Origin of the sequence: Achromobacter mucicolens, from assembly GCF_029866465.1 — a bacterium.
Taxonomy (GTDB): Bacteria; Pseudomonadota; Gammaproteobacteria; order Burkholderiales; family Burkholderiaceae_B; genus Achromobacter; species Achromobacter mucicolens.
Genome location: NZ_CP123364.1, coordinates 1,538,608 through 1,565,487, shown reverse-complemented (window position 1 = coordinate 1,565,487; position 26,880 = coordinate 1,538,608). Strand labels below are relative to the sequence as shown.

Annotated in this window: 22 protein-coding genes; 6 read left to right on the top strand and 16 right to left on the bottom strand. The window is 66.4% G+C overall.

Annotated elements, in window-relative coordinates; translation table 11 throughout:
• Positions 1 to 17 precede the first annotated feature (17 nt).
• The 5 genes from QEP15_RS07085 to QEP15_RS07065 all read right to left on the bottom strand — a co-directional run bounded on the left by QEP15_RS07085 (position 18) and on the right by QEP15_RS07065 (position 6,014).
• Complete coding sequence (locus QEP15_RS07085) at positions 18 to 1,148, bottom strand: TIGR03364 family FAD-dependent oxidoreductase (protein ID WP_280148600.1); 1,131 nt, start codon at positions 1,146 to 1,148, stop codon at positions 18 to 20.
• Positions 1,149 to 1,163: 15 nt separating this feature from the next.
• On the bottom strand, positions 1,164 to 2,186 hold the full coding sequence (locus QEP15_RS07080) for a putative 2-aminoethylphosphonate ABC transporter substrate-binding protein (RefSeq protein WP_152383812.1): 1,023 nt from the start codon (positions 2,184 to 2,186) through the stop codon (positions 1,164 to 1,166).
• A 126-nt stretch (positions 2,187 to 2,312) separates the two neighbouring features.
• On the bottom strand, positions 2,313 to 3,143 hold the full coding sequence (gene phnX / locus QEP15_RS07075) for a phosphonoacetaldehyde hydrolase (protein ID WP_280148599.1): 831 nt from the start codon (positions 3,141 to 3,143) through the stop codon (positions 2,313 to 2,315).
• A 17-nt stretch (positions 3,144 to 3,160) separates the two neighbouring features.
• On the bottom strand, positions 3,161 to 4,963 hold the full coding sequence (locus QEP15_RS07070; RefSeq protein ID WP_280148598.1) for a putative 2-aminoethylphosphonate ABC transporter permease subunit: 1,803 nt from the start codon (positions 4,961 to 4,963) through the stop codon (positions 3,161 to 3,163).
• A complete protein-coding gene (locus QEP15_RS07065) occupies positions 4,941 to 6,014 on the bottom strand; it encodes a putative 2-aminoethylphosphonate ABC transporter ATP-binding protein (protein WP_217617690.1) in 1,074 nt (357 codons plus the stop codon). Before QEP15_RS07065 ends, QEP15_RS07070 begins: the two co-directional genes overlap by 23 nt.
• Positions 6,015 to 6,160: 146 nt before the next feature.
• Between QEP15_RS07065 and QEP15_RS07060 the strand changes: the two genes are divergently transcribed.
• Together QEP15_RS07060 and QEP15_RS07055 are read left to right on the top strand one after the other, a co-directional pair.
• Positions 6,161 to 7,024, top strand: coding sequence for a LysR family transcriptional regulator (locus tag QEP15_RS07060; protein ID WP_056322757.1), 864 nt, complete (start codon positions 6,161 to 6,163; stop codon positions 7,022 to 7,024).
• A 53-nt stretch (positions 7,025 to 7,077) separates the two neighbouring features.
• Positions 7,078 to 7,647 (top strand): phosphonate degradation HD-domain oxygenase, encoded by a 570-nt coding sequence (locus QEP15_RS07055; protein ID WP_056322428.1) that lies wholly within the window; start codon positions 7,078 to 7,080, stop codon positions 7,645 to 7,647.
• Positions 7,648 to 7,703: 56 nt separating this feature from the next.
• Here the strand turns inward: QEP15_RS07055 and QEP15_RS07050 are convergent, their stop codons facing one another.
• Both QEP15_RS07050 and QEP15_RS07045 read right to left on the bottom strand, forming a co-directional pair.
• The gene (locus tag QEP15_RS07050) at positions 7,704 to 8,555 is read right to left on the bottom strand and encodes a sulfurtransferase (RefSeq protein WP_280148597.1); all 852 of its coding nucleotides are present in this window, start codon (positions 8,553 to 8,555) and stop codon (positions 7,704 to 7,706) included.
• A 39-nt stretch (positions 8,556 to 8,594) separates the two neighbouring features.
• Complete coding sequence (locus QEP15_RS07045) at positions 8,595 to 9,449, bottom strand: DMT family transporter (RefSeq protein WP_217617692.1); 855 nt, start codon at positions 9,447 to 9,449, stop codon at positions 8,595 to 8,597.
• A 153-nt stretch (positions 9,450 to 9,602) separates the two neighbouring features.
• Here QEP15_RS07045 and htpX point away from each other — a divergent pair, with 153 nt between their 5' ends.
• Positions 9,603 to 10,484 carry a protease HtpX gene (htpX, locus tag QEP15_RS07040; protein ID WP_056322419.1) on the top strand — a complete coding sequence of 294 codons (882 nt, stop codon included), beginning with the start codon at positions 9,603 to 9,605 and terminating at the stop codon, positions 10,482 to 10,484.
• A 185-nt stretch (positions 10,485 to 10,669) separates the two neighbouring features.
• Here the strand turns inward: htpX and QEP15_RS07035 are convergent, their stop codons facing one another.
• A complete protein-coding gene (locus tag QEP15_RS07035) occupies positions 10,670 to 12,061 on the bottom strand; it encodes an L-serine ammonia-lyase (protein WP_056322416.1) in 1,392 nt (463 codons plus the stop codon).
• Between the two features lie 175 nt (positions 12,062 to 12,236).
• Here QEP15_RS07035 and QEP15_RS07030 point away from each other — a divergent pair, with 175 nt between their 5' ends.
• Positions 12,237 to 13,898: a Na/Pi cotransporter family protein gene (locus tag QEP15_RS07030; protein ID WP_280148596.1), complete on the top strand. Its 1,662-nt coding sequence runs from the start codon at positions 12,237 to 12,239 to the stop codon at positions 13,896 to 13,898.
• 141 nt (positions 13,899 to 14,039) lie between these two features.
• On the opposite strand, the gene QEP15_RS07025 is transcribed toward QEP15_RS07030, so the two are convergent.
• From QEP15_RS07025 to polA, 3 genes are all read right to left on the bottom strand, one after another.
• A complete protein-coding gene (locus QEP15_RS07025) occupies positions 14,040 to 14,828 on the bottom strand; it encodes a dienelactone hydrolase family protein (RefSeq protein ID WP_217617694.1) in 789 nt (262 codons plus the stop codon).
• Between the two features lie 56 nt (positions 14,829 to 14,884).
• On the bottom strand, positions 14,885 to 15,724 hold the full coding sequence (locus QEP15_RS07020; protein WP_152383806.1) for a ZIP family metal transporter: 840 nt from the start codon (positions 15,722 to 15,724) through the stop codon (positions 14,885 to 14,887).
• 98 nt (positions 15,725 to 15,822) lie between these two features.
• Entirely contained in the window at positions 15,823 to 18,540 is a 2,718-nt protein-coding gene (gene polA / locus QEP15_RS07015; RefSeq protein WP_152383805.1) for a DNA polymerase I, read from the bottom strand.
• Between the two features lie 16 nt (positions 18,541 to 18,556).
• Here polA and QEP15_RS07010 point away from each other — a divergent pair, with 16 nt between their 5' ends.
• On the top strand, positions 18,557 to 19,219 hold the full coding sequence (locus QEP15_RS07010; RefSeq protein WP_446650465.1) for an LOG family protein: 663 nt from the start codon (positions 18,557 to 18,559) through the stop codon (positions 19,217 to 19,219).
• A gap of 64 nt (positions 19,220 to 19,283) precedes the next feature.
• On the opposite strand, the gene QEP15_RS07005 is transcribed toward QEP15_RS07010, so the two are convergent.
• Positions 19,284 to 20,147, bottom strand: a complete 864-nt coding sequence (locus QEP15_RS07005) for a LysR family transcriptional regulator (RefSeq protein WP_152383804.1) — start codon at positions 20,145 to 20,147, stop codon at positions 19,284 to 19,286.
• A gap of 106 nt (positions 20,148 to 20,253) precedes the next feature.
• Between QEP15_RS07005 and QEP15_RS07000 the strand changes: the two genes are divergently transcribed.
• Positions 20,254 to 20,652: a tautomerase family protein gene (locus QEP15_RS07000; RefSeq protein WP_175156241.1), complete on the top strand. Its 399-nt coding sequence runs from the start codon at positions 20,254 to 20,256 to the stop codon at positions 20,650 to 20,652.
• A 120-nt stretch (positions 20,653 to 20,772) separates the two neighbouring features.
• Here the strand turns inward: QEP15_RS07000 and typA are convergent, their stop codons facing one another.
• From typA to infB, 4 genes are read right to left on the bottom strand one after another with little or no spacing between them, the layout of a single operon-like run.
• A complete protein-coding gene (typA, locus tag QEP15_RS06995) occupies positions 20,773 to 22,596 on the bottom strand; it encodes a translational GTPase TypA (protein WP_056322397.1) in 1,824 nt (607 codons plus the stop codon).
• Positions 22,593 to 23,345 carry a tRNA pseudouridine(55) synthase TruB gene (gene truB, locus QEP15_RS06990; RefSeq protein ID WP_128827766.1) on the bottom strand — a complete coding sequence of 251 codons (753 nt, stop codon included), beginning with the start codon at positions 23,343 to 23,345 and terminating at the stop codon, positions 22,593 to 22,595. The genes typA and truB overlap by 4 nt, the downstream gene beginning before the upstream one ends.
• Positions 23,346 to 23,387: 42 nt before the next feature.
• On the bottom strand, positions 23,388 to 23,789 hold the full coding sequence (gene rbfA / locus QEP15_RS06985; protein ID WP_056322392.1) for a 30S ribosome-binding factor RbfA: 402 nt from the start codon (positions 23,787 to 23,789) through the stop codon (positions 23,388 to 23,390).
• Between the two features lie 21 nt (positions 23,790 to 23,810).
• Positions 23,811 to 26,879 carry a translation initiation factor IF-2 gene (infB, locus tag QEP15_RS06980; RefSeq protein ID WP_175156242.1) on the bottom strand — a complete coding sequence of 1,023 codons (3,069 nt, stop codon included), beginning with the start codon at positions 26,877 to 26,879 and terminating at the stop codon, positions 23,811 to 23,813.
• Between the last annotated feature and the right edge of the window lies 1 nt (position 26,880).

Below are 26,880 nucleotides of genomic sequence, written 5' to 3'. Positions count from 1 at the left end.
GGACGCGTCAGCGTGCGTCAGCGTCCGATGACACCAGCGATCGTCCTTTCGCCGATCGCCAGCCCCACCGTCATGCCGACGCCGGAGTGCATGACGGCCACCGTGGTCGCCGGATCCACCGGCATGACCGAGAACGGCGCCGGCCCGTGCGCGCCGTAGACGCCCTGCCAGCGCTCCACCACGCGCAGCCGCGCGCCCAATGCCTGCGACGCAAGGTCCAGCATCGCGTTGTCGACGGCCTCGTCATTGAACGGCAGCGCGTCCTGCCCATAGCGATGCGAATCGCCGATGATCAGTTCGCCGTAGGGCGTGGGGCTGATCAGCAGGTGGATGCCGTTTTCCAGCAGCATGGGCGTGCGCGCCTGGATCACGCCGCGCAGCGCCTGCGCCGTGGGCAGGTCCGAGAACGCGCCGTAATGCACGCACGACAGCCCGGTCAGCAGCGGCCGGTCCAGCGCGATGGGATGCGTGTCGAACACCGCACGCAGCATCTGCAGGCGCGTGACCTCCAGATCCAGCGGCGCGAACAGTTCCGGCAGCAGGGTCAGGTAGTCGTGGCCCGGGCACACGAACACGTGCGTGCCCGTGAAGTCGCCCGCCGACGTGCTGACTTCGCCCTTTTCCACGGCGCGCGCGAGCGTTCCGGTGATGAAGTCCACGCCCAACGAAGACTGCAGGTAGTGCGTGATGGCCGGCAGCGCCTCGCGCGAATAGATCTGCAGATCGTCGTGGCCGCGCAGCGCCAGGCAGTGATGCGCGAGCCGGCCGCCATAAAGGCCGGTCACCTCACGCGCGGAAAGCAGATCCGCGCGATACCCTTCCTGCCGCAGGCGCGTGTCCGCGAACTCCTGCAGCACGTCGGCCTCGTCGCCGTTGCGGGCCAGCACCAGCGCCCCGTTGGCGCGCACATGAAAGCCCGCCTTGTCCGCCAGGTCGAGCCACAGCTCGCGCGACTGCTGCGCGTGCGACAGCATCGTGCCAGGCGCCTGCCCCGTCACGATGACCTGTCCGAAGTTGCGGATGGTGGCGCCGTGGGCCTGGCGGCTGCGCTCGATGACGGCCACGGACAGGCCGCGCTTGGCGGCCGCCCAGGCATGCGCGATGCCGAGCATGCCCGCGCCCACCACGATTACGTCGTAAGTCTTCATCGCCGGGACGCCGCCTTACTTCTTCTTGGGCTCGGACTTGCCGTCGTAGCGGCGGGTCCACTCGGCGATGATGCGGTCGCGATTCGTGGCGGCCCACGTGAAGTCGTTCTTGATCATGCGCGCGGTCAGGTCGGCGGGCAGGTTCGGGTTGGCCGTGGCGATCGACGGAATCGCCAGCACCGCGAAGTTGGCCTTGTACAGCTCATTGGCCTCGCGGCTGGCCGAGAAGTCAGCCAGCTTGCGGGCGGCTTCCAGGTTCTTGGTGCCCTTCATGATGGCGGTGGCCTCCACTTCCCAGCCCAGGCCTTCCGAGGGGAACACGGCTTCGACCGGCGCCCCATCAGCCTTCAGCTTGGCCGCGCGGTAGTCGAACGAAATGCCGATCGGGAATTCTCCGGCGGCGGCCATGTTGCACGGCTTGGAACCCGAGTGCGTGTACGAGCCGATGTTCTTGTGCAGGGCGTCCATGTAAGCCCAGCCCTTTTCTTCGCCAAACATCTGCAGCCAGGCGCTCACGTCCAGAAAGCCCGTGCCGGACGAGGCCGGGTTGGGCATGACGATCTTGCCGGCATACACCGGCTTGGTCAGGTCCTGCCACGACGTGGGCTTGGGCAGCTTCTGCTTATCGGCTTCGATCGTGTTGAAGCAGATGGCGGCGGCGTAGCCGTCCATGCCGACCCAGGCGGGTTCGGCCTTGGCGTCGCGCATGTTGGCGGCGATCTGGTCCAGGCCCTTGGGGGCGTAGGGCTGCAGCATGCCTTCCTTGTCCATCAGGCCCAGCGCCGTGCCGGCCAGGCCCCAGATCACGTCGGCCTTGGGGTTGTTCTTCTCGGCCAGCAGCTTGGCGGCGATGATGCCGGTGGAGTCGCGCACCCACTGGATCTTGATGTCGGGATTGGCCTTTTCGAAGGCGGCCTGGTAGGCCTTGATCTGGTCGGCTTCCAGCGCCGTGTAGACGGTCAGCGTGGTCTCGGCCGAGGCGGCGCCCATCACGCCCGTCAGGGCGGCGGCCAGTGCAAGCAGCTTGTAGCGATTCATGAACAACTCCGTGCGTGAGCGAAAAACAGGATGAACGAGGTCCCCGCGGCCGGCGGCTGCCGGCTGCGGATCGCGGTGAGTCAAAGGTTTAGGGGTGGCCCGGGACGCCGGGCGGAAGGGTTTAGATCAGGGGCGTTCGCCTCGCGCCAGACGGGCTTCGATGTCGTCGACCACGGCCGGCAGATCAGCCACCGTGTCGATCACGTAATGCGGGCCGGCCGGTACCAGCTCCGCGCGCGCGGCGGCGCGTGCTGCGTCACGGGCGGGGCCGGCAAGGCCAAGGTATTCGTCCAGCGTCAGGCCCGCGGCGTTGCCCGACAGCAAGAGGCCGACGGTCCACATGCCGGCGCGGCGGCCTTCTTCGATGCCCGGCGCGGTGTCGTCGACCTTGATGCACGCGGCCACGTCGGACAGGCCCAGCTCGACCACGTTCTTCAAGGCCATCGCGGGCGCCGGACGCGCGCGCGGGACCTCGTCGCTGGCGACGATGCAATCGGGCGTCAGGTTATCGGCGGCCGCGCGCTCGACGACGCGGCGCATCACACTGGCGGGATAGCCGGAGCACGACCCGATCTTCAGGCCGCGCCCGCGCAAGGCGCGCATCACGTCGGCCGCGCCGGGAATGGCGGCCGAATACTGCGCCACCTTCTCCAGCTGCATCGGCAGGAAGCGCTCGTAGATGGCGGTGACGTCGTCGTCGCTGGGCACGCGGCCGAAGCGGGCCTGATACTGGGCGGCGATGGCCGGCTGGTCGCACAGCGTACGGATGTGGTCCCACTTGCCCATGCCCATCGGGCCGCGCGCCTCCTTCAGCGACACGTCCATGCCGAACTGCGCGAACGCGTCCACGAACACCTTGGTGGGCGCAAAGGAGCCGAAGTCGACCAGCGTGCCGGCCCAGTCGAAGATCACCGCCTCGAGGCGGACGGCCAAGGGTTGAACTGTCATGGAAGTCATCCTGAAAAATTGGCCGGTCAACGGGTCGCCGGGCGCCGCCAGGCCTGCGTGCGCGCCACCAGGGCACGGCTGGCCAGGTGCAAGACCAGGGCGGCAACGGCGGAGCTGGCCATGATGACCGTGCACATGGCGGCGGCCGGACCGATGAAGCCGGCGTCGTCCATGTTAAGCACGGCCACGGCGGCCAGCACCGTCGACGGGCTGTAGAGAAACACCACGGCCGACACCGTCGTCATGGCGGATACGAAAAGGTAGCGGGCAACATCCAGCGCCGCGGGCAGGCACATCGGCAGCGTCACGCGCAGGAAGGTCGTCAGGCGCGGCACCTTCAGCGACGCGGAGGCGGCCTCGAACTCCGGGTCGAGCGCATTGAGCGCCGTGGCGGCTGTCAGGTGGGCGCTGGTGTAGAAGTGCACGACCGTGCACAGCACCAGCAGCGGCATCGTCCCGTACAGCACGTTCAGGGGGTTTGCCAGGCTATTGAAAAAGAAGATGTAGCCCAGGCCCAGCACCAGCCCCGGCACCGCCATCGGCATCAGCGCCAACATGCCGGCCATGCCGCGCAGGCCGCGCGCCATCGCGCCGCGCGCTGGCACCTTCTCCATCATCCACGCGCCCACAAAGACCACCACGGTGCCCGCGAGCGCCGTGAAGAACGCGAGCTGCAGGCTGTTGCGCCAGGCGAGCCAGCCGCCGCCGTCCATGTTGTCGAAGTCGTAAGAACGCAGCGACATCGACAGGTTGTACGGCCACATCTTCACGAACGACGCCCACACCGCCACACCGATGATGAGCAGCAGAAAGGCAGCCATCACGCCGGACAGGGCCAGGAATGCCGCGTCGCGGCGGCCGTTCACGCCGGCCGCGTAAGGCTGCGCGCGGCCGCTCATCTGGGCGCCCTGGCGGGCCCGCAGCCGGCGATCCAGCACGAAGGTCAGCAGCGCCGGCAGCAGCAACAGGATGCCGATGGCCGCGCCCTTGGGGAAATTTTGCTGCCCGACCACCGCCTTGTAGGCCTCCATGGCAAGCACGTTGTAGTCGCCGCCCACCACCTTGGGCACGCCAAAGTCCGTGACGGTCAGTGTGAACACCACGCAGCACGCCGAGAACCCCGCGTAACGCGTGCCGGGCAGCGTGACCGTCATGAAGGTGCGCCACGTGCCCGCGCCCATGGCGCGCGCCGCGTCATAGAGGCGGCCGTCGGCCAGCGCCAGGCCCGTCAGCAGGATCATGAGCGCATGCGGAAACGTGTAGAACGCCTCGCCCACCACGATGCCCCAGAAGCCATAGATCGTGGCGCCGCCAGTCAGGCCCTTGAGCAGTCCCTGGTTGCCCAGCAGATAGACCAGCGCGATGCCGGGCAGCAGCGACGGCGCAAGCAGCGGCAACAGCGCGATCGTGCGCAGGATGCCCTTGCCCGGCAGGCGGGTGCGCGTGAGGCCATAGGCAAAGCCGTAGGCGCAAGGCACGACCAGCAACGTCGTCACGATTCCCACGGCAAGGCTGCGCCCCACCATGTCCAGGAAACCATCGGCGCCGATGATGCCCGCGATGACAGACAGGCCGGCCCAGCCGCCATCGGCGTCCGTCACCGATTTGACGAGGATCGCCGCCAGGGGCAGCGCCAGGAAAACGAGCAGGCCGAGCGCCAGACCGCCCTGCCCCAGCGCCAGGCCCAGCGCGCCGATCCAGGCGGGCAGCGGGCGGCGCCCCAAGGCGGGCAGCGGGGCGAAGGCGGCGGGAGCCGGGGAATGGGGCACGGTCTGACCCACGGCGCGCGAATCGTTCATGGCCGGATCAAGCGTAGGCGCGTATCGCATGGCGCGGCAGCTCCACCCAGCAACGGCTGGCAGCGTGAGGGCCCAAGAGGGCATCTCCGGTTTCGGGGGACACGATGGAATGCACGGTGGCGCCAGGCACGCCTTCCAGGCGCAGGGCAAGGCGGTAGCTGCGCCCCAGGAACACGCCGTCCAGCACGTCGGCCAGCATGGCGTTGGGCTCTTCGGGCTTGGCCATGCTGACGCGCACGGCTTCGGGCCGCACGAAGAGTTTGCCCGAGCGGGCCTCCAGCGCCGCGTCAACCGCCAGCTCCTGCCGCCCCACCCGGGCGCGATGCGTATCGATGCGTTCGAACGGCAGCCAGTTGGCTTCGCCCACGAAGTCGGCGATGAAGGCCGATCCCGGCTGGCGGTAGAGTTCGCGCGGCGTGCCGTACTGCTCGATCACCCCGCCATTCATCACGGCGATGCGGTCGGCCATCACCATGGCCTCTTCCTGGTCATGCGTCACCATCAGCGTGGTGATGGACAGGCGCTTTTGCAGCGCGCGCAGTTCGATTCGCAGGTGTTCGCGCACCCGCGCATCCAGCGCCGACATGGGTTCGTCCAGCAACAGCAGCGACGGAGACGGGGCCAGCGCGCGCGCCAGCGCCACGCGCTGTTGCTGGCCGCCCGAAATCTGGCCGGGATACTTCTGCGCCGCGCCGGCCAGGCCGACCAGCGTCAGCATTTCCTCGACGCGGCTGGCGACGTGGTTGCGATGGGCGCGCTTGCCGCTCAGGCCATAGGCCACGTTCTGGGCCACGGTCAGGTTCGGAAACAGCGCATAGGACTGGAACAGGATGCCGTAGTCGCGCGCCTGCGGCTCGGCATGCGAAATATCACGACCGGACAGCACGATGGTTCCGCTGTCCTGGCGCTCCAGGCCGGCGATCGCGCGCAGCAGCGTCGTCTTGCCGCACCCCGACGGCCCCAACAGGCACACCAATTCTCCGGCGCGGATATCCAGCGAAACGTCGGCCAGCGCCGTGTGGCTGCCGAATCGCTTCACGAGATTCTGCACGGAGAGAAAGGCGGTATCGCGTTGGGGCATGGGGCCTCCGGTCTGGGAACGAAGGCAGTATGGGAGCCGCGTATTGAGCGTTTATGACACTTCGCGCAAATGCAGTAATAAAAACATCAAATTATTTTGGTGTACTGGCGGTCTTGCGCATTGCGTCCAACCTTCGCCCCCCGACCGTGCTCGTCGCCGAACTCAAATCCTTCTATGCCGTGGCCCGCTGCGGAACCGTCACCAAGGCCGCCGCCCAGCTGGGCGTCAGCCAGCCCACGGTGACGGGGCAATTGCGCCAGCTTGAATCGCGCTACGGCATCGAGCTGTTTCATCGGCAGGGGCGCGGCATGCGGCTGTCGGACGCCGGGCAAAACCTGATGCCGATGGTCGAGAAGCTGGTGCAGCAGGAGACCGAGATCGACTTCCGGCTGCGCGACGCGAGCGACCTGCGCGAGGGCAACCTGCGCATTGGCGCGACCGGCCCCTACTACATCATGGATACCGTGCGGCGCTACAACCAGCGCTATCCCGGCATCGACCTGACGGTCACGATCGGCAATTCGCAGTCGATGCTGCAGGCGCTGCAGGATTACCGCATCGAGATTGCCACGTCTTCCTTTCTGATGGATGACAAGCACCTGTACCGCCGCAAGATCGCCGCGGACCCGATCCGCGTGGTGGCGCATCGCGATCATCCGCTGGCCCGGCGCGGCCAGGTGCGGCTGGCCGATCTGGCCGAGCATGCGCTGCTGCTGCGCGAGCCCGGCTCCATGACGCGCCAACTGACCGAAGACGCGCTGCGAGCGGCCGGCGTCACCGTGCGCCGCACGCTGGAGATCGGCAGCCGCGAGTCGATCCGCCAGGCCATCCTGTGCGAACTGGGCATCAGCCTCATCCCGTCACGCGAAATTCCGTCCCATCCCGATCTGGCGGCCCTGGACATCCAGGACGCCGGCATCGTGATGAATGAATACCTGTACTGCTTGCGCGAGCGCCAACCGGTGCAACTCATCGCGCGCTTTCTGGAGATGGCGCCGGCAGCCGGCTGACCGTCGCGGTCACTGTCCCGCCTCTTCCCCTTGCGGCCACTCAGGAGACAACCATGGCCTTGACCCTGCAAGACATCGAACAGCTTTTCCTTGAACGCGGACACCGGTCCTATGACGGCGAATCCGTCAGCCATCTGCGCCATGCGCTGCAAACGGCCGCACTGGCCGAACAACACGGCGCCAAGGCCCATCTCATCACGGCCTGCCTGCTGCATGACCTGGGCCATCTGATCGCCGACCGGCCGGGCACGCCCACGCTGCGCGGCATCGACGACAAGCATCAGTATTTCGTGCTGCCCTTCCTGCGCGGCTTGTTCAGTTCCGCCGTGCTGGACCCCATTCGGCTGCACGTGGAAGCCAAGCGCTACCTCTGCTACGTGGAACCGCAGTACGAAGCGAAGCTGTCGGACGATTCCCGCCGAAGCCTGGCGCTGCAGGGCGGCAGTTTCGACGCGGGCCAGGCGGTCGACTTCGCCAGCATGCCCGGCGCGCCGGACGCGATCCGTCTGCGGCGCTGGGACGACATGGCCAAGGTGCCGGGGCTGGCCACCCCGCCGCTCGACCACTTCCTGGAGATCGCCGAAAGCGTGTCCGGCCGCGTCAAGCTGGCCGCCGTCTGGTAATGGCCGCGCACCGCCCATGAAAAAGCCAGGGCGCGTTGCCCTGGCTTTTTGTTCGTTTAATCGCCCTTGGCTACCGGCCGGGCGGGATCGCTGCACCATTCGCTCCACGACCCCGGATAGAGGCGCGAGCCCGTCAGGCCGGCAATCTCCATGGACAGCAGGTTGTGGCAGGCCGTGATGCCCGAGCCGCACTGGTGGACGACCGAGGCTGGGTCGCGCCCGGCCAGCAGGCTGCCGAACTCCGCGCGCAGCTGCTCGGCCGTCTTGAAACGGCCATCGGGCTGCAGGTTTTCGCCGTTCGGGCGGTTCAGCGCGCCGGGGATATGGCCGGCCACCGGGTCCATGGGTTCGACTTCGCCGCGATACCGGTTGGCGGCGCGCGCGTCGACGACCGTGAACGACGGCTGGGCGATGTTGGCCAGCACCGCCTGGGCATCGACCGTGCCCGCCAGGGACTTGCCCGGTTCGACAGGCGTGCCCGGCTGCACCGCCGGCGCCGGATCGTGGCTGACGGGCAGCCCCGCAGCCGTCCAGGCCTGCCAACCGCCATCCAGCACGGCGACCCGGTCATGGCCCAGCCAGCGCAGCATCCACCACAGATGCGCGGCGTACATGCCGCCGCTGGCGTCGTAGGCCACCACCAGCGTGCCGGGCGTCACGCCATGCGCGGCCATCAGGGCGCCGAATTGCGCCCGGTCGGGCAGCGGATGCCGTCCGTTCTTGCCGGTGCGGGCGGCGGCCAGCTCGGTTTCGTGATCTAGGAAGCGGGCCCCGGGGATGTGGCCTGCGTCGTAGGCCTGGCGGCCCGCCAAATGATTGGTCAGGTCATGGCGCACGTCGAACACGCGCACGTCGGGCGAGTCCAGGCGGGCCGAGAGATCGGCAGCGGTGATCAGGGTCGTCGTCATGCGATGGGGCTCCTGTGTGAAAAGCGGCGGGCGCCGGGATCAGCCCGGCTTGGGGTCGCGCATGGTGCGCCACACCGACAGCAGGCCCGCGAAAATGATGAGGCCCATGCCGGCCCAGGCCACGACGTCCAGATGGTCGCCCCAGAAGCCCATGCCGATCAGTGCCGCGAAGATGATGGTGCTGTATTGCAGGGCGGCGGTCAGCAGCGCCGACCCCATGCCGAACGCCCGGGTCATGGCCAACTGCCCGAACAGCCCCGCGACGCCCACGCCCAGGAGCGACAGGTAGCCGGTCCAGTCCGCGTAGCCCCAGCCCTCGAAAGCCAGGCCGCCAGCGCTGGAGGCGCACACGGCCACCGAAAAGAACAGCACGGTACGCCATTCGGGTTCGCCAATGCGGCCCAACTGGCGGATCTGCATCATCGCAATGGCGGACATGGCCCCCGCCCCCATGCCGAGCAGGGCGGCAAGCCACTGGTCGTCGTTGATGCTTGGCCGCAGCACGGCGATCACGCCCAGAAAGCCCAGCACCACGGCCAGGATCCGCACCGGGTCGCGCTGCGCCCCGCCCCATCCCAGCATCCAGCAGGCGATGAACAGCGGCGCCGTGTAGTTCAGGCTGGTGGCGGTGGCCAGCGGCAGATGGGAGATGGCAAAAAAGCCCAGCCACATCGAAGTGACGCCGGACAGGTTGCGCCAGATGTGCAGCTTCCAGCTGGTGGGAATGATGGACTGGCGGCCGGCGCGCGCCCAGAGCAGCAGCAGGATCACCGAGGGCAGGCCGCGAAAGAGCACGACCTGCGGCAGCGATGCGCCGTGTTCGGTGCCGAGCTTCACGAACGACCCCATGATGGCGAACATGGCGGACGCCACCAACATCCAAAGTGCTTGCATGCGGGTCTACGCTAAGGGAAAAGAGGGAAGGAATAAGGGAAAGCGATACTATACTCTCCGTCACCGGGCGAGGAGCCGGCGAGTCGGGGAACTGGCAAGGCTCCGCCATGTCGAAATCCGGGTATTTGCCGCTCGCAGAGGAATATAAAAAACATGAAACGCATTGTTCTGTTCGTCATCACCAACCTGGCCGTCATGCTCGTGCTGTCGGCCACGCTTCGCATCCTGGGCGTGGACCGTGTCATCACGGCCAACGGGATCAACTTCAACGCGCTCCTGATCTTCTCGGTCGTGGTCGGCTTCACCGGCGCCATCATCTCGCTCCTCATGAGCAAGCCCATGGCCAAATGGAGCACCGGCGCGCAGGTGCTGGATCCCAACTCGCCCCGCAACCAGCGCGAGGCCTGGCTGGTCGACACCGTCCACCAACTGGCCGACCGCGCCGGCATCGGCCGCCCCGAAGTCGCCATCTACGAAGGCGCCCCCAACGCATTTGCCACGGGCGCATTCAAGAACGACTCGCTGGTCGCGGTGTCCACGGGCCTGCTCGAAAGCATGACCGAAGAGGAAGTCGCGGCCGTGCTGGCGCACGAAGTCGCGCACATCGCCAACGGCGACATGGTCACCCTGACCCTGATCCAGGGCGTGGTGAACACCTTCGTCATCTTCCTGGCGCGCGTGGTCGGCTACTTCATCGACCGCGTCGTGTTCAAGAACGAACGCGGCATCGGCCCCGGGTACTTCGTCACCGTGCTGGTCTGTGAAATCATCTTCGGCGTGCTGGCCTCGATCATCGTGGCCTGGTTCTCGCGCCAGCGCGAATACCGCGCCGACGCCGGCTCGGCCCACCTGATGGGCGCCCGCGAACCGATGATCCGCGCGCTCGCCCGCCTGGGCGGCCTGGAACCGGGCGAGCTGCCCAAGTCCTTCGAAGCGTCCGGCATCACCGGCAAGGGCGGCCTGGCGGCCATGTTCGCCTCGCACCCGCCGATCCCGGCCCGCATCGCCGCGCTGCAGAATGCCCGCGTGATCTGACCGGTCACCGGCCGCAAAAAAAGCCCGCTTCGGCGGGCTTTTTTGCGTTCAAATCCGACGCCGTTGCAGGGATGGGTGTCTGACACCCGCTGAGATGTTGCGACACGCCCGAGATCATCTCCCCTGGGTGTCAGACACCTTGCCGCGGGTGCGTTGCAGCAACAACGACCTCGGCATCACATCGCTCAGCACTCGACGATATTCACCGCCAAACCGCCCCGCGCCGTTTCCTTGTACTTGGTTTTCATATCCGCGCCGGTTTCGCGCATGGTCTTGATGACCGAATCCAGCGACACGTAGTGCTGTCCGTCGCCGCGCAGCGCCATGCGGGCGGCGTTCACGGCCTTGACCGAGGCCATGGCGTTGCGTTCGATACAGGGAATCTGCACCAGCCCGCCGACGGGATCACAGGTCAGGCCAAGGTTGTGCTCCATGCCGATCTCGGCCGCGTTTTCCACCTGCTCCACCGACCCGCCCAGCGCCGCCGCCAGTCCGCCGGCCGCCATCGAACAGGCCACGCCGACTTCGCCCTGACAGCCCACTTCCGCGCCGGACAGCGACGCGTTGTACTTATAGAGCAGTCCGATCGCCGCCGCGGTCAGCAGGAATTCGCGCACGCCCTCGCGGTTGGCGCCCGGCACGAAGCGGTCGTAATAGTGCAGCACGGCCGGAATGATGCCCGCCGCGCCGTTGGTCGGCGCCGTGACCACCCGGCCGCCCGCGGCGTTCTCTTCGTTGACGGCCATCGCGTACAGGTTCACCCAATCCATGACGGAAAGCGGGTCGGACAACGTGCGCTCGGCCCGCTGGGTGAGATTGCGGTATAGCTCGGGGGCGCGCCGGCGCACGCGCAACGGGCCAGGCAACTCGCCGTCCGCCTCCGGATAGTTGATGCCGCAGCCGCGCGCCACGCAGTCCTGCATGACCTGCCAGATGCGGTCCAGGCCGGCATTGACCTCCGAGGTTTCGCGCCAGGTCAGCTCGTTCTGCATCATGACCTGCGCCACCGTCAAACCGTTGTCCTGGCACATGGCCAGCAGTTCCCGCCCCATGCGAAACGGGTACGGCAACTGGTCGTGCGCCGCGATGACCTGGCTGTTGGAGGCGCCGGCTGTGACGACGAACCCGCCGCCCACCGACAGGTAGCGGGCCTCGCGCAGAGACTGGCCGTCGGCGTCGAATGCGTGGAATTTCATGCCGTTGGGGTGTTCGGCCATGGCTTCGCGGCGGTAGAACATCATGTGTTCCTTTTCCACGAAGGGCAGCGGGTACTTGCCCAGCAATGGCAACTGCCGGCTGGCGCGCACCGAGGCAATCATGCCGGCGATGGCCGCGGGGTCGACCGTATCCGGCGCCTCGCCCATCAGGCCCAGCAGCACCCCCTTGTCGGTGCCGTGCCCCTTGCCGGTGGCGCCCAGCGATCCGTACAGTTCGGCCCGCACGCTGGCCACGCGCGGAACAAGGCCGTCGCGCTCCAGCCCTTGCGCAAACAGCAGCGCCGCCCGCATCGGGCCCACGGTATGAGAGCTCGACGGGCCAATGCCTATCTTGAACAGATCGAAAACGGAAACGGCCACGCCAAACTCCAATACATCCACCAACGATCAGGCAATGATACGCGCGAGCCCGGGCGCACGCAGCAAAGCCCCGCCCGGCGTATCCTGTATCTTCGCGCCGGGTGTCAAAGCCTGCCCCGGCATGCGATCATTACAGAATTATTACTTGTCATAAAAAGAACGGAAAAACGCCTGCATGTCTGGACTCATTACCCTGCTTGACTTCGCCGGCTACGTTGCGCTGCTGCTTTGGGGCGTGCATATGGTCCAAACCGGCGTGCAGCGCGCGTTCGGGGCGGCGCTGGGCGCGGCCTTGGGACGCGCCCTGGGCACGCGGTTGCGGGCCTTTTTTGCGGGCCTGGGCATCACGGCGGCGCTGCAAAGCAGCACCGCCACCGGCCTGATGATCACCGGTTTTGCCGCGGGCGGCGTGGTCGGCCTGGTGCCGGCGCTGGCGGCGATGCTGGGCGCCAACGTGGGCACCACGCTGATCGTCCAGCTGCTGTCCTTCGACCTGACCGAGCTCGCCCCGATCCTGATCCTGGCCGGTGTCTGGATGTTCCGGCGCTACCCGCCCGGCCGCACCCGCGACCTGGGCCGGGTCTTCATCGGCCTGGGCCTGCTCCTGCTGTCGCTGCACCAGCTCGTCGAACTCTTCGCGCCGTTTCAGACCGCCCCCATGTTGGGGATGATCCTTGCCGCCCTGTCGACCCAGCCGGTCGCCGCGGTCTTGCTGTCCGCCGCATTCACGTGGGCCGCGCACTCCAGCGTGGCCGTCGTGGTGCTGGTGATGTCGCTGGCCAGCCACAACATGGTCGCGCCGCACGTGGCGTTTGCGCTGGTGCTGGGCGCCAACCTGGGCACGGCGATCAACCCGATGATCGAAGGCGTGACGGGCGACGACCCCGCCGCCCGCCGCCTGCCGCTGGGCAACCTGCTGACGCGGGTGCTGGGCGTGCTGGCCGGGCTGCTGCTGTTGCCTTTCCTGGAGCCCTGGATGAGCGATCTGGCGAGCGACCCCGCCCGCGCGGTCGCCAACTTCCACACCCTGTTCAATGCCGTCATCGCCCTGGCCTTCCTGCCGATCCTGACGCCGTACGCCGCGCTGCTGACCCGCTGGCTGCCCAAGCGCGCCGACCCGAACGACCCGTCCCGCCCCCAATACCTGGACGAATGGGCCCACGACGTGCCCGCCGTGGCGCTGGGCAATGCCGCGCGCGAGGCGCTGCGCATGGCCGACATGCTGCAGACGCTGCTGCTCTACGCGCGGGCCGGCTTCAAGCGCGACAACCGCCACCGCATGGTGCAGGCGCGCCAGCTGGACGGCGCGCTGGACAAGCTGGAGAACGCCATCACCACCTACCTGGCGACACTGGACCAGGAGAACATGACGCGCGAGGACCTCCAGCGGCTGGACGACATCCTGGCGTTCACCAGCAACATCGGCCACGCGGGCGATATCGCGCATCACGGCTTGCTGAGCCACGTGGCCAAGCTGCGCAAGCAGGGCTGGACGTTCTCGCCCGAGCAACGCGCCAGCCTGGACGACACCCTGGGCCAGCTCATCGCCAACCAACGCACGGCGGCCGCGCTCTTCGTGAACGACGACCTGCGCCAGGCGCGCTCGCTGGCCGGCGAAAAGGCGCGCTTTCGCACGATCGAAACCCATGCGGCCGACACTCACCTGCAGAAGATCAAGTCCGGCCAGGTCGACGCCGCGGAAGTGGGCGCGCTGTACCTGGACATCCTGCGGGACATGAAGGGCATCAACTCGCACCTTGTGGGCGCGGCGGCGTACCCCTTGCTGGCCCGCCACGGCGAGCTCCTGCCCAGCCGCCTGCGCGAGGCGGGCAATTGAATGGTGAATAGGTAAGCCCCCAGCGCGGGTGTCTGACACCGTCCCAAGCACGCTGACGCACGAAAAAGCCGACCCACGGGTCGGCTTTCGTTTGCATCGGGCAAATCCGGCGGGCCAACCTGGTGGCTCACCCTCCCCGCCTTACAGATACCGCTTGAACCACTCCAGCATCCGCTTCCAGCCATCCTTCGCGGCCTCGGGGTGGTAGCTGGCCCGGTAGTCCGCCAGGAACGCGTGATCGGCTTCGGGGTAGACCACGATCTCGGACTGCTTGGCGGCGGCGTTGCCGGCGGCCAGTTTCGTCTTCATGGTTTCCACGTCCGACAGCGGGATGCTGGCGTCACGGCCGCCGTAAAGGCCCAGGACGGGGCCGTGCAGCTCGTGGGTCACGTCCAGCGCGACGCGCTTGATGAGCGGACCGTGGCCCACGCTGAGCTTGCCGTACCACGCCACGCCCGCCTTCACGTCCGGATTGTGCGCCGCGTACATCCAGGTCAGGCGGCCGCCCCAGCAGAAACCCGTCACCGCCACGCGGCGCGCGTCACCGCCATTGGCGGCGGCCCACGCCACGCTGGCGTCCAGATCGGCGTACACCTGTTCGTCAGGCACCTTGCTGACGATTTCCGAAATGAGCTTCGGGATGTCGGTGTAGACCGACGCGTCGCCCTGGCGTTGATAGAGGTTGGCGGCGACGGCCAGGTAACCGACCTTGGCCACCCGGCGGCAGATGTCCTTGATGTGTTCGTGCACGCCGAAGATTTCCTGGATCACCAGCACGACCGGCAGGTCACGCTGGCCTTCGGGCGCGGCGTAATACGCGTCGATCGAACCGTCCGTCACGGGAAGCTTGAAATCCCCGTGGACCAGGCCCTGCGTGTCCGTGTGGATCACGGTGGGGGCGACATTGCCAGCGGCGGTGGAAAAACTCATGGAGAACTCCTTGGTTGGGTCGACGAAAGCCGGCCATCCCCGCCGCGCCACCTGCGCTAGTGCCGGTGGCCGTGCTCCGCCTGGGACACGCCTTGATCCGCGTGTGCCTCATGGTCGTGCCCGTGGTGCATCAACGTCGTGACGCTGTAGATCAGCGCCACGCCCACACCGACCAGCAGCAATTGCGGAACGGCATCGGACAGGGATACCCGCTCGTGCATCTGCGGCATCAGGTCGGCCACCGAGATGTACAGGAAGCTGCTGGCGGCAATCACCAGGATGTACGGCGTCCACTCCTGCGCCTGCTGCAGCACGAAGTACCCTATTATGCCGCCGACCGCTGAACACAAGCTGGTGAACAGGATCAGCGCAAAGGCGCGGCGGCGGCGCAGGCCGGCGTTGAGCAGCACCACGAAGTCGCCCAGCTTGTGCGGCACTTCGTGGATGATGATCGACGCGGCCGTCAGTACGCCCAGCAGCGGATCGGTCAGGAACGCCGCGGCGATCAGCACGCCGTCACACAAGTTATGCAGCGAACTGCCGATCAGGATCAGCATCCCGCCGCGCCCCGCCTCGTGGCGGTCGTGGCCCTTGTGATGGTGGTGGCCGTCGCCCTCGTGGTGATGGCTGTGGCGCAGCAGCGCAATCTTCTCCAGCACGAAAAAGCCGATCAGCGACGCCAGCATCAGTCCGAAGAGCACGTGGGCGTTGCCGACCCCCGTCTCGAATGCCTCGGGCAGCAGATGCAGGAGCGCCACGGACAGCAGCACGCCGACCGACAGGCTCACCATGTGATGCAGGTATTTGGCAAAGACCTTGTACGCGAGCCAGCTCGCGATAAGGACGGCAATCAGGCCGCCAGTGATGGTGGCGAGCAGAACCCAGAGCAGCAACATGAGGGGGAGAATTAAGGCGGGGGGAAGCGCAACATTATATTGTTTCAAACCAAAAACCGGAAATGGGCCGTCAGAAGACGGCCCAGCCCCATCAAAGCCTAGTGCGCCTGCTCCCAGTTCTTGCCGACGCCCACTTCCGCCACCAGCGGCACGCGCAGCGTCGCCACGTTGCACATCAGGCGCGGCAGCGCTTCCTTGACCACTTGCAGCTCGTCGTCGGGCGCTTCCAGCACCAGTTCATCGTGCACCTGCATGATCATGCGCGTCTTCAGGTTTTCGGCGTCCAGCCAGTCCTGCACCGCCACCATCGCCATCTTGATGAGATCGGCCGCCGTGCCTTGCATGGGCGCGTTGATCGCCGCGCGCTCGGCGCCCTGCCGGCGCGGACCCGACGCCCCCCGGATTTCCGGCAACTGCAGCCGGCGTCCGAAGACGGTTTCCACGTAGCCCTGCTCGCGCGCCAGGCGCCGCGTGTTCTCCATGTACATCGCCACGCCCGGATAGCGCGCAAAGTAGCGGTCGATGTAGGCCTGCGCGGCGTCGCGCGTGATGCCCAGGTTGGATGCCAGGCCGAACACGCCCATGCCGTAGATGAGACCGAAGTTGATGGCCTTGGCGGCACGGCGCTGATCGGTCGTCACGCCTTCCAGCGGCACGCCGAACACTTCGGAGGCGGTGGCGCGGTGGATGTCCTCGCCCGCCGCGAAGGCGCTTTGCAGGTTGGCATCGTCCGAGACGTGCGCCATGATGCGCAGCTCGATCTGCGAATAGTCCGCGGACAGCAGCATGCCCTGCTCGGCAATGAACGCCTCGCGAACGCGCCGGCCGGCCTCGGTGCGCACCGGAATGTTCTGCAGGTTGGGATCGGATGACGCAAGGCGCCCGGTGATGACGGCGGCCTGGGAATAATGCGTATGCACTCTGCCCGTCGCCGGATTGATCATGCGCGGCAGCTTGTCGGTGTACGTCGACTTCAGCTTGGACAGCCCGCGGTACTCCAGCAGCACCTGCGGCAGCGGGTAGTCCAGCGCCAGCTTGCTCAGCACTTCCTCGTCCGTGGACGGCGCGCCGCTCGCGGTCTTGCGCACCACCGGAAGCTGCATGCGGCCGAACAGGATCTCGCCCAGCTGCTTGGGAGAATTCAGGTTGAACGGCTGGCCCGCCAGTTCGTAGGCCTTCTGCTCGAGCTGCAGCATCTCTTGCCCCAGCTTGTTGCTCTGGCGGCCCAGTTCCGCAGCATCGACCTTCACGCCGTTGCGCTCGATGGTGGTCAGCACCGCCGACACCTGCATTTCCAGGCGATAGATGCGCTCCAGCCCCGCGTCGGCGGCGACCATCGGGCGCAGCACCTGATGCAGTTGCAGCGTGAAGTCGGCGTCCTCGGCCGCGTAATGCCCGGCCTTGTCGACCGCCACCTCGTCAAAACCGATCTGCTTGGCGCCCTTGCCGCACAGATCCTCGTACGACACGCCGCTGCGGCCCAAAAAGCGCTGCGCCAGGTCGTTCAACCCAACGCCGCGATGCGACTCCAGCACGTAGGCCTGAAGCATGGTGTCTTCGGCGGCGCCCGCCAGGCGGATGCCTTCGTTGGCGAACACGTGCGTGTCGTACTTGGCGTGGTGCAGCAGCTTTGCGCGCGCCGGGTCTTGCAGCCACGGCTTGAGCCGTGCCAGCACCTCGTCCTTGGGCAACTGGACCGCGCCATCCGGCCCCCGATGCGCGACGGGGATGTAGCAGGCCACGCCAGGCGCCACCGACATCGACAAGCCCACCAGCCGGGCCTGCATTTCGTCCAGCGACGTCGTCTCGGTATCCAGCGCAACCAGCGCAGTCTGCTGCACCAGTTCCATCCAGGCGTCGAACGCCGCCCAGTCGGAAATGATGCGGTAGTCGGTGGTCTCCGGCGCGGCCGGCGCCTCGTGCGCGATGCGGGCGTCGCCCGCGGGCACGCGCTCGGCGTCACCGGTCAGGTCGCGCAGCCAGGTGCGGAACCCGTAGCGTTCGTACAGTTCGGTCAGCGTCGCGTCGTCGCGCGCACGCGGCGTCAGGTCATCGACGCCGTCGACGTGCCCGGTCAGATCGCAATCGCACTTGACCGTCAGAAGCTGGCGCGTCAGCGGGAAATTGGGAATGGCCTCGCGCAGGTTGTTGCCGGCCACCCCCTTGATGCCCTCGGCGCCTTCGACCAGTTTGTCGATGGAGCCAAATTCCGTAATCCATTTGGCGGCCGTCTTGGGGCCCACCTTGGTGACGCCCGGCACATTGTCGACCGTGTCACCCACCAGCATCAGGTAATCCACGATACGGTCGGGCGGCACGCCGAATTTGTTCACGACGCCGGCCTCGTCCAGGACCTCGCCGCTCATCGTATTGACCAGGGTGACGTGGCTGTTCACCAGCTGCGCCAGGTCCTTGTCGCCCGTAGAGACGATGGTGTGCACGTCGTGCTGCGCGGCACGATGTGCCAACGTGCCAATGACGTCGTCGGCCTCGACACCCTCGATGGCCAGCACCGGCCAGCCCAGCGCGCGCACCGCGCGATGGATGGGATCGATTTGTGCTGCAAGGTCTTCGGGCATGGGCGGACGGTGCGACTTGTACTCCGGATACAGGTCGTCCCGGAAAGTCTTGCCGCGAGCATCGAAAATACATGCGGCATACTCTGCCTTATAGTCCGATACAAGCTTGCGCAGCATATTGACCACGCCGTAAATCGCACCCGTAGGTTCGCCTTGCGCGTTGCGCAAATCAGGCATAGCGTGGAAAGCGCGGTACAAGTAACTTGAACCGTCGACCAGTAATAAGGTTTTTTTCATGGTTACAAAGGCAGATATGGATACACCCGCCGGCAAACAAATTCCGCTGATTATGTCAGAGATAAGGACGGCGGCAGACAAGCTCGCACACATCGGGCCCGCAGTCAGCATTTTTGGTAGCGCACGAGTCAGCCGTAATTCCCCGTACTATGAAACCACCATCGCGATTTCCGCGGCCCTGGCCGAAGCAGGCTTTGCCGTCATCGCGGGTGGCGGCCCCGGCATCATGGAAGCCGCCAACAAAGGCGCATTCGAATCAGGAGGCACGAGCGTCGGCTTGAACATCAGCCTGCCGCACGAAGCGCACAACAACGAATACCAGACCATCAGCCTGTCCTTCGAGTACTTCTTCCCTCGCAAGGCGGCATTCTTCATGCACAGCTTCGCCTACGTGGCGATGCCGGGCGGCTTTGGCACCCTGGACGAACTCTTCGAAGCGTTGACGCTCATCCAGACCGGCAAGGTCCCCCCGGCCCCCATCGTCCTGGTCGGCAGCGAGTACTGGTCGGGCCTTGCCGAATGGCTTGGCGATCAGGTGCTCGGCAATGGCATGATCGGCGCGCATGACCTGGATCTTTTCATCATCGAAGACGATCCCGTGAAGGTTGTGCGCAAGGTAGTCGAGTTCCACGAACGCGTGATGTCCGACGAGCAGTACGCCCCTTCCCTTCCCGCCTGATCCCGCACGCCCGCCCGGGGCCGCATGCCCCGCGGGCGCGGCTGGCCATCGTCAAGGCAGTGACTTAGGTCATCGCCTTGACGATGGCCTCGCGCGCCAGCCCCACGAACTCGCTTTCGCCGGGGCGGGCCGCGAGCAGCCGGAATTCCACCGACGGCAACGCCGGCAGGCCAGGCGCCTGCAGCCGCGCCATGCCGGCGCCAAGCGCCGATTCGTTCAGGCACGCCACGCCCAGTCCCGCCGCCACCGCCAGCTGCAATCCCGCCACGCCGGACGCCTCGTGCGACACGACATAAGGAAGACCGCGGCGTGACAACAGCCGCTCAACGTATTGGCGCAAGGCGCACGTCTCCGGCAGGGCCAGCAAGGGCAACGGTTCGGCCAGCGGCGGCGTCGCGCCCTCGGCTGCCATCCACAGCAGCGGTTCGCGCCGCAGTAGCGCGCCATCGGCCCGGCCGCGCGCCGCGCCCCGCTCCTGGATGACCATGGAGATGCCGACATCGATCTCGCCGCGCTCGTAAGCGGCCTCGATCGCCCCGCTCTTCATGATGGTGACGTGCAGCCGCACCTGCGGGTATTGCTCGTTCAGCCGCCGTAGCAGGCGGGCGACGTCGCCGGGGCGGAAGTAATCCGTGATGCACAGCCGCAGTTCGCCGCGTAGCGCCACGCCGCGCAGGTCGCGGTAGGCCTCGTCGCTCAGGGCCAGGATCGTGCGCGCATGCGCCAGCAGGCGCTGGCCGGCGGGCGTTGCCCGCACGCCCGTCTTGCCGCGCACCAGCAGCGGCTGGCCCGCCCTGTCCTCCAGCTTGCGCATCTGTTCACTGACCGAAGACTGCGACAGGAACACCTTGGGCGCGGCTGCCGTCAGGCTGCCCGCATCCAGCACGGCAACCAGGGTGCGCAGTTGGTCCAGGTCAAATCCGCTCATGGCCTATCCAACGGCAAATACGATGGGTGAGATCGTAAATTCCCGCTTTTCCGATGTCAATGCGCTTTCTACACTGGCGCCGTACCTACCCACCCGGAGAGCCGTCATGCCCCACATCGTCATCCATCGTTCCGGCACGCCCGACGCCGCCACCGACCACCGCATCGTCGAATCCGTCGCCGGGCTGACCCAGTCTGTCCTCGGAAAAAAGCTGCCCGTCATCGCCATCACGCTGCAGCACATTGCGCACGACCTCTGGTTCATCGGCGGGCGTCCCTTGTCGGAACTGGGCAAGAACGCATTCCATCTGGATATCAGCGTGACCGACGAGACCAACACCAAGGCCGAGAAAGCGCGCTTCATCAAGGAGATCTACGCGGCTTTCTCGGACATCCTGGGCGAGCTGCACGAATGCTCCTATGTGCACGTCATCGACGCGCGCGCGGCCGCCTACGGCTATGGCGGACGCACGCAGGAATACCGGCACCAGCACAGCGCCTCGTAAGCCGGTAGTGCCACGTCCCGCGATGTCGGGCACCCGCCCAACATGCAAAAAGCCGCGCACCGTTGGGTGCGCGGCTTTTCATTGGCCGGGCTTGTTGGCGGCAGGCTGCCGTCGGCAAGCTTAGACCGCGGATTCGCGCGCGGCGCGCTTGCGCTCGTTTTCGAGCAGGTAGCGCTTGCGCAGACGGATCGACTTCGGGGTGATTTCGACCAGTTCGTCGTCGTCGATGAATTCCACGGCGTATTCCAGCGACATCTGGATCGGCGGAACCAGGCGCACGGCTTCGTCGGTGCCCGAGGCGCGCACGTTGGTCAGCTGCTTGCCCTTGATCGGGTTCACGACCAGGTCGTTGTCGCGGCTGTGGATGCCGATGATCATGCCTTCGTACAGCGCATCGCCCGGGTTGACGAACATGCGGCCGCGATCCTGCAGCTTCCACAGTGCGTAGGCCACGGCGTCGCCGTTGTCCTGGCTGATCAGCACGCCATTGCGGCGCTCGCCGATGGAGCCTTCCTTGATGGGCGCGTATTCGTGGAAGATGTGGCTCATCAGGCCCGTGCCGCGCGTCAGCGTCAGGAACTCGTTCTGGAAGCCGATCAGGCCGCGGGCCGGGATCAGGTATTCCAGGCGCGTACGGCCACGGCCGTCCGGCTGCATGTCCTGCAGGTCGCCCTTGCGGCGGCCCAGCTCTTCCATGACGCCGCCCTGGTGGGCGTCTTCGACGTCAACGGTCAGCGATTCGAACGGCTCGCACTTCACGCCGTCGATTTCCTTGAACACCACGCGCGGACGCGACACGGCCAGCTCGTAGCCTTCACGGCGCATCGTTTCCAGCAGAATGGTCAGGTGCAATTCGCCACGGCCCGACACTTCAAACACGGTGTCGTCGCCCGTGTCGCGCACACGCAGCGCCACGTTGGACTTCAGCTCGCGGTCCAGGCGGTCGCGCACTTGGCGGCTGGTCACGAACTTGCCTTCGCGGCCGGCCAGCGGCGACGTGTTCACCATGAAGTTCATGGTCAGCGTCGGCTCGTCGATGCGCAGCATCGGCAGCGGCTCCTGGTTGGCCGGATCCATCACGGTGCAACCGATGCCCAGGTCTTCAATGCCGTTGATAAGCACGATGTCGCCGGCTTCGGCTTCGTCCACCACGATGCGCTCCAGGCCATGGAACTTCAGCACCTGGTTGATGCGGCCGCGGCCACCCTGGCCGTCGGGACCGAACTTGTAGGCCACTTCCATGCCCGGGCGCATACGGCCACGGTTGATGCGGCCCACGCCGATCTTGCCGACGTAGCTGTTGTAGTCCAGCGAGATGATCTGCATCTGCAGCGGACCGTTGGGATCGTCCTCGCGCTGCGGCACGTGCTGCAGGATGGCTTCGAACAGCGGACGCATGTCGCCTTCGCGCACATCCGGCGTGAGGCCGGCATAGCCGGACAGGCCCGACGCGTACACGACCGGAAAGTCCAGCTGCTCGTCGGTGGCGCCCAGCTTGTCGAACAGATCGAACGTGGCGTTGATGACGAAATCCGTACGGGCGCCCGGACGGTCGACCTTGTTGACCACGACGATCGGCTTCAAGCCCAGGGCCAGCGCCTTGCGGGTCACGAAAATGGTCTGGGGCATCGGGCCTTCGACCGCGTCCACCAGCAGCAGCACGCCGTCGACCATGGACAGCACGCGCTCGACTTCACCGCCGAAGTCCGCGTGTCCCGGGGTGTCGACGATGTTGATGTGGGTACCTTCGTATTCCACGGCACAGTTCTTGGCCAGAATCGTGATGCCGCGTTCCTTTTCCAGGTCGTTCGAGTCCATGACCCGTTCGGTCAGCGCCTGGTTTTCGCGGAAGGTGCCGGATTGGCGCAGCAGCTGGTCGACCAGGGTGGTTTTACCGTGGTCCACGTGGGCGATGATGGCGACGTTGCGCAAGGCGCGAGTCATAGCGAGTCCTTTAAGGTCAGGGTGGAGGGCAGCAAGCCCTCCGGCAATTCGTTCAGTGCAAGCAATGCCTGCTTCGGGTCTGGCATGGCCTGCAAGGCTTCCAGTTCAACGGCGCGTTCCAGAGAGAAGGGCCCGACGTGCGTGCGCCGCAGCGCCGTCAGGTGGGCGAAACAGCCCAGCACGCGCCCGATGTCCTGGGCCAGTGTTCGGATGTATGTGCCTTTACTGCAAGCCACATCGATCTCTGCCTGCGTCCCTGTGAGGGACAACAGCTCGATGCGGTATATCGTGATCTGGCGCGGCGGCCGCTCCAGTTCGATGCCCGCGCGGGCGTACTCGTACAGCGGCTTGCCGTCGCGCTTGAGCGCGGAGTACATCGGCGGAATCTGCTCGATGGTGCCCGAGAAACGTGACAGCGCGTCGCGCAGCGCCTGTTCCTCGACGGTAAAACCGGGTTCGGCGGTCGCCGTGACGTTGCCCGTCAGGTCGCCGGAATCGGTTTCCGATCCAAATTGCAGCGTAGCGCGATATGCCTTGTCGGCGTCAAGCATCGCGCCGGAAATTTTGGTGGCGCGACCCATGCAGCACACCAGCAAGCCGGTGGCAAAGGGGTCCAGCGTGCCGGTATGGCCGGCCTTGGCCGCATCCATGGCGCGTTTGGCGCGCTGCAAGGCGTGATTGCTCGACAAACCCACGGGTTTATCAAGCAACAGCACACCGTCGAGCGCAAGCCCGCGTCGTTTAGCCATCGTCGGAATCCGGAAAAAAATGAAGCAGTGACGACAGCCCGATCAGGACTGGTCTTCTGGCTCGTCGGGTACGCCCGAGTGCGGGCCGGGGCGGTTTGCGCGGTCGATGAGGATCGACATCTCGATGCCACGAGCGACTTGCTCGTCGTGGAAGAAGCGCAAAGTGGGGACGGTATGGATGTGCAAAAGCTTGTAGAGCTGCGAATGCAGCCAGCCGGCCTTCTCGTTCAGCAAGGTGGCGGCGGCTTCGGGCTCGGCGCCCAAAACCGTGAACCACACCTTGGCATGCGCGTAGTCGGTCGACAGTTCCACACCCGAAATCGTGATCAATCCAGCGCGCTTGGTGTCGATCTCGCGCTGGATGATCCCGGCCAGATCCTTCTGGATCTGGTCGGCCAGCCGCAGATTGCGGCCGGGAATGGCTTTGGACTTGTGACGGCTCATTAACAATGCCTGGCGCCTGCTTTACAGCGTGCGCGCAATTTCCTTGATTTCAAAGACTTCCAGCTGGTCGCCCACCTGGATGTCGTTGTTGCCGCGCAGCGTCAGGCCGCAATCGAAGCCCGACTTGACTTCCTTGACGTCGTCCTTGAAGCGGCGCAGCGATTCGAGGTGCCCCGTCCAGTGAACCACGTTGTTGCGCAGCAGGCGGACCTGGGAATCGCGGCGCACGATGCCATCGAGCACCATACAACCGGCGATGTTGCCGAGGCGGGAGATGCTGTACACCTCGCGGATCTCGACCAGGCCGATGATTTCTTCCTTCTTCTCGGGCGCCAGCATGCCCGACATGGCGGCCTTAACTTCATCCACGGCGTCGTAAATGATGTTGTAGTAGCGCACGTCGATGCCGTTGTTCTCGGCAAGCTTCTTGGCGCTGGCGTCGGCGCGCACGTTAAAGCCGATGACGACGGCGTGCGAGGCGATGGCCAGGTTGATGTCGGTTTCCGAGATGCCGCCCACGGCGGCGTGCACGACCTGAACGCGCACTTCGTCGGTGGACAGCTTGACCAGCGATTGCACCAGCGCTTCCTGCGAACCCTGCACGTCGGTCTTGACGATAAGGGTGAGGGTCTGGGTGCCTTCGCCGAGGTTGTCGAACATCGATTCCAGCTTGGCGGCCTGTTGGCGGGCCAGCTTGACGTCGCGGAACTTGCCCTGACGGAACAGCGCGATTTCGCGCGCCTTGCGCTCGTCGGACAGCGCCATCAGCTCGTCGCCGGCGGCCGGCACTTCGGTCAGGCCCTGGATCTCGACGGGGATCGACGGTCCGGCCGTCTGGATCGGCTTGCCGTTTTCGTCGAGCATGGCGCGCACGCGGCCAAAGCTTGCACCGGCCAGCACCACGTCGCCGCGCTTGAGCGTGCCGCTCTGCACCAGGATCGTCGCGACCGGGCCGCGGCCCTTGTCCAGACGGGCTTCGATGACCAGGCCCTTGGCGGGCGCGTCTTCCGGCGCCTTCAGTTCCAGCACTTCGGCTTGCAGCAGCACGTTTTCGAGCAGATCGTCGATGCCTTGGCCAGTCTTGGCGGACACGCCCACGAACGGCACGTCGCCGCCGTATTCTTCCGGCACGACCTCTTCGGCAACCAGTTCCTGCTTGACGCGGTCCGGGTTGGCGGCGGGCTTGTCGATCTTGGTGACGGCCACGACGATGGGCACACCAGCAGCCTTGGCATGGTGGATGGCTTCACGCGTCTGGGGCATCACGCCGTCGTCGGCGGCAACCACCAGAATCACGATGTCGGTCGCCTTGGCGCCGCGGGCACGCATGGCGGTGAACGCCTCGTGGCCCGGGGTGTCCAGGAAGGTCACCATGCCGCGCTCGGTGCGCACGTGATAGGCGCCGATATGCTGCGTAATGCCGCCGGCTTCGCCCGCGGCAACCTTGGCGCGGCGGATGTAGTCCAGCAGCGAGGTCTTGCCGTGGTCGACGTGGCCCATGACGGTCACGACCGGCGCGCGCGGCAGCTGTTCGGCTTCGGATTGCGTGGCGGATTCGTCCAGGAAGGCTTCCGGATCGTCCAGCTTGGCGGCGATCGCGACGTGGCCAAGTTCTTCGACCACGATCATGGCCGTTTCCTGGTCCAGCACCTGGTTGATGGTGACCATCTGGCCGAGCTTCATCAATTGCTTGATGACTTCGGCGGCCTTGACGGACATCTTGTGGGCCAGGTCGGCGACGCTGATGGTTTCCGGCACGTGGACTTCACGTGCGATGAATTCCTGCGGCGCCGGCTCGTTGCGGCGGTCGTTCTGCTGGTTGCGGCCACCACGGCCGCCCGACTTGCCACCGCCCTTGCCGCCTGCACGCCAGCCATCGCGGCTGGCCGGGGCTGCCGGCTTGTCGGCGGGCTTCTTGCGCGACGAATCGTCCGACCAGGTCGACGACACTTCGGCGGTCTTGATGGTCTTCTTGGCGCCAGGCGCGGCCGGCTTGGCGTCCTTCTTGGCCGCGGGCGCGGCGCCGGGCTTGCCGGCGGGCTTGTGCAGCGTGCCGGAGATCGGCGCGGCAGCGGGCGCTTCCGGTTCCGGCGCGCGCAGCACCTTGCGGGGACGGTTCAGCATTTCGCGCAGCGCGGCGGCCTCGGCCTCGGCGGCGCGGCGGGCTTCGTCACGGCCAGCGGTCGTGGCGGAAGCGGCCAGCGGCGGCGCAGCGCGACGATTGTCGGCGCGCGAGGCCACCTTGGGCGCAGCGGCGGGCGCGGCGGCCTCGGGCTTGGCGGCGGGCTTCACGGATTCGGATTTCGCGGCAGGCTGCGCCTGGGCAACAGGCGCGGCGGCCTGGAAGGAAGATGTTTCGGACTTATTGGCTAGCACAGCAGGTTCCGGCTTGGCTTCTTCAGCCTTGGGCTCGGTGGTTTCAGTCTTGATTTCGGGCTTGGCCTCTTCGGCCACGGGCTCGGCAGGAGCAGGCGCCGGCGTCGGTTCGGGTTCAGGCTGGGCCTGAACTTCGGGCGCTTTGGCCTCGACGGGGGCGGGCGCTTCGGCCGCGACGGATTCGGTTGCCGCGGACGCTTCAGCCGGGGCGGCAGCTTCGACAGCGGCGGGCTCCTGCTGCGGCGCTTCGGCCTGGGCGGGAGCTTCGGCCTCTACAGGCGCCGTTTCGCGAGGTTCGGCGGCGGCGGGCGCCTCGGGCACTGCGGGCGCAGCCGGAGCGGAAACCTGCGGAGCGGCTTGCTCGGCAGCTTCCTCTTCGGGACGGGCCGAGGCAGCCTGCTCCAGGGCGAGTTCGGACGGGTCGCGCTTGACGAAGACGCGCTTCTTGCGCACTTCGACCTGGATCGTGCGCGAACGGCCCGTGGCGTCGGCTTGCCGGATCTCGGAAGTCTGGCGGCGCGTCAGCGTGATCTTCTTGCCTTCGGTTGCGCCGTGTGCGCGACGCAGCGATTCGAGCAATTTCGCCTTGTCGCTGTCGGTGACGGAATCGTCAACCGATTTGAGGTCAACGCCAGCCGAACGCAGCTGATCCAGCAGCACGTTGGCAGGCATTTTCAGCTCGGTAGCGAACTGGGCGACGGTATTACTCGACATT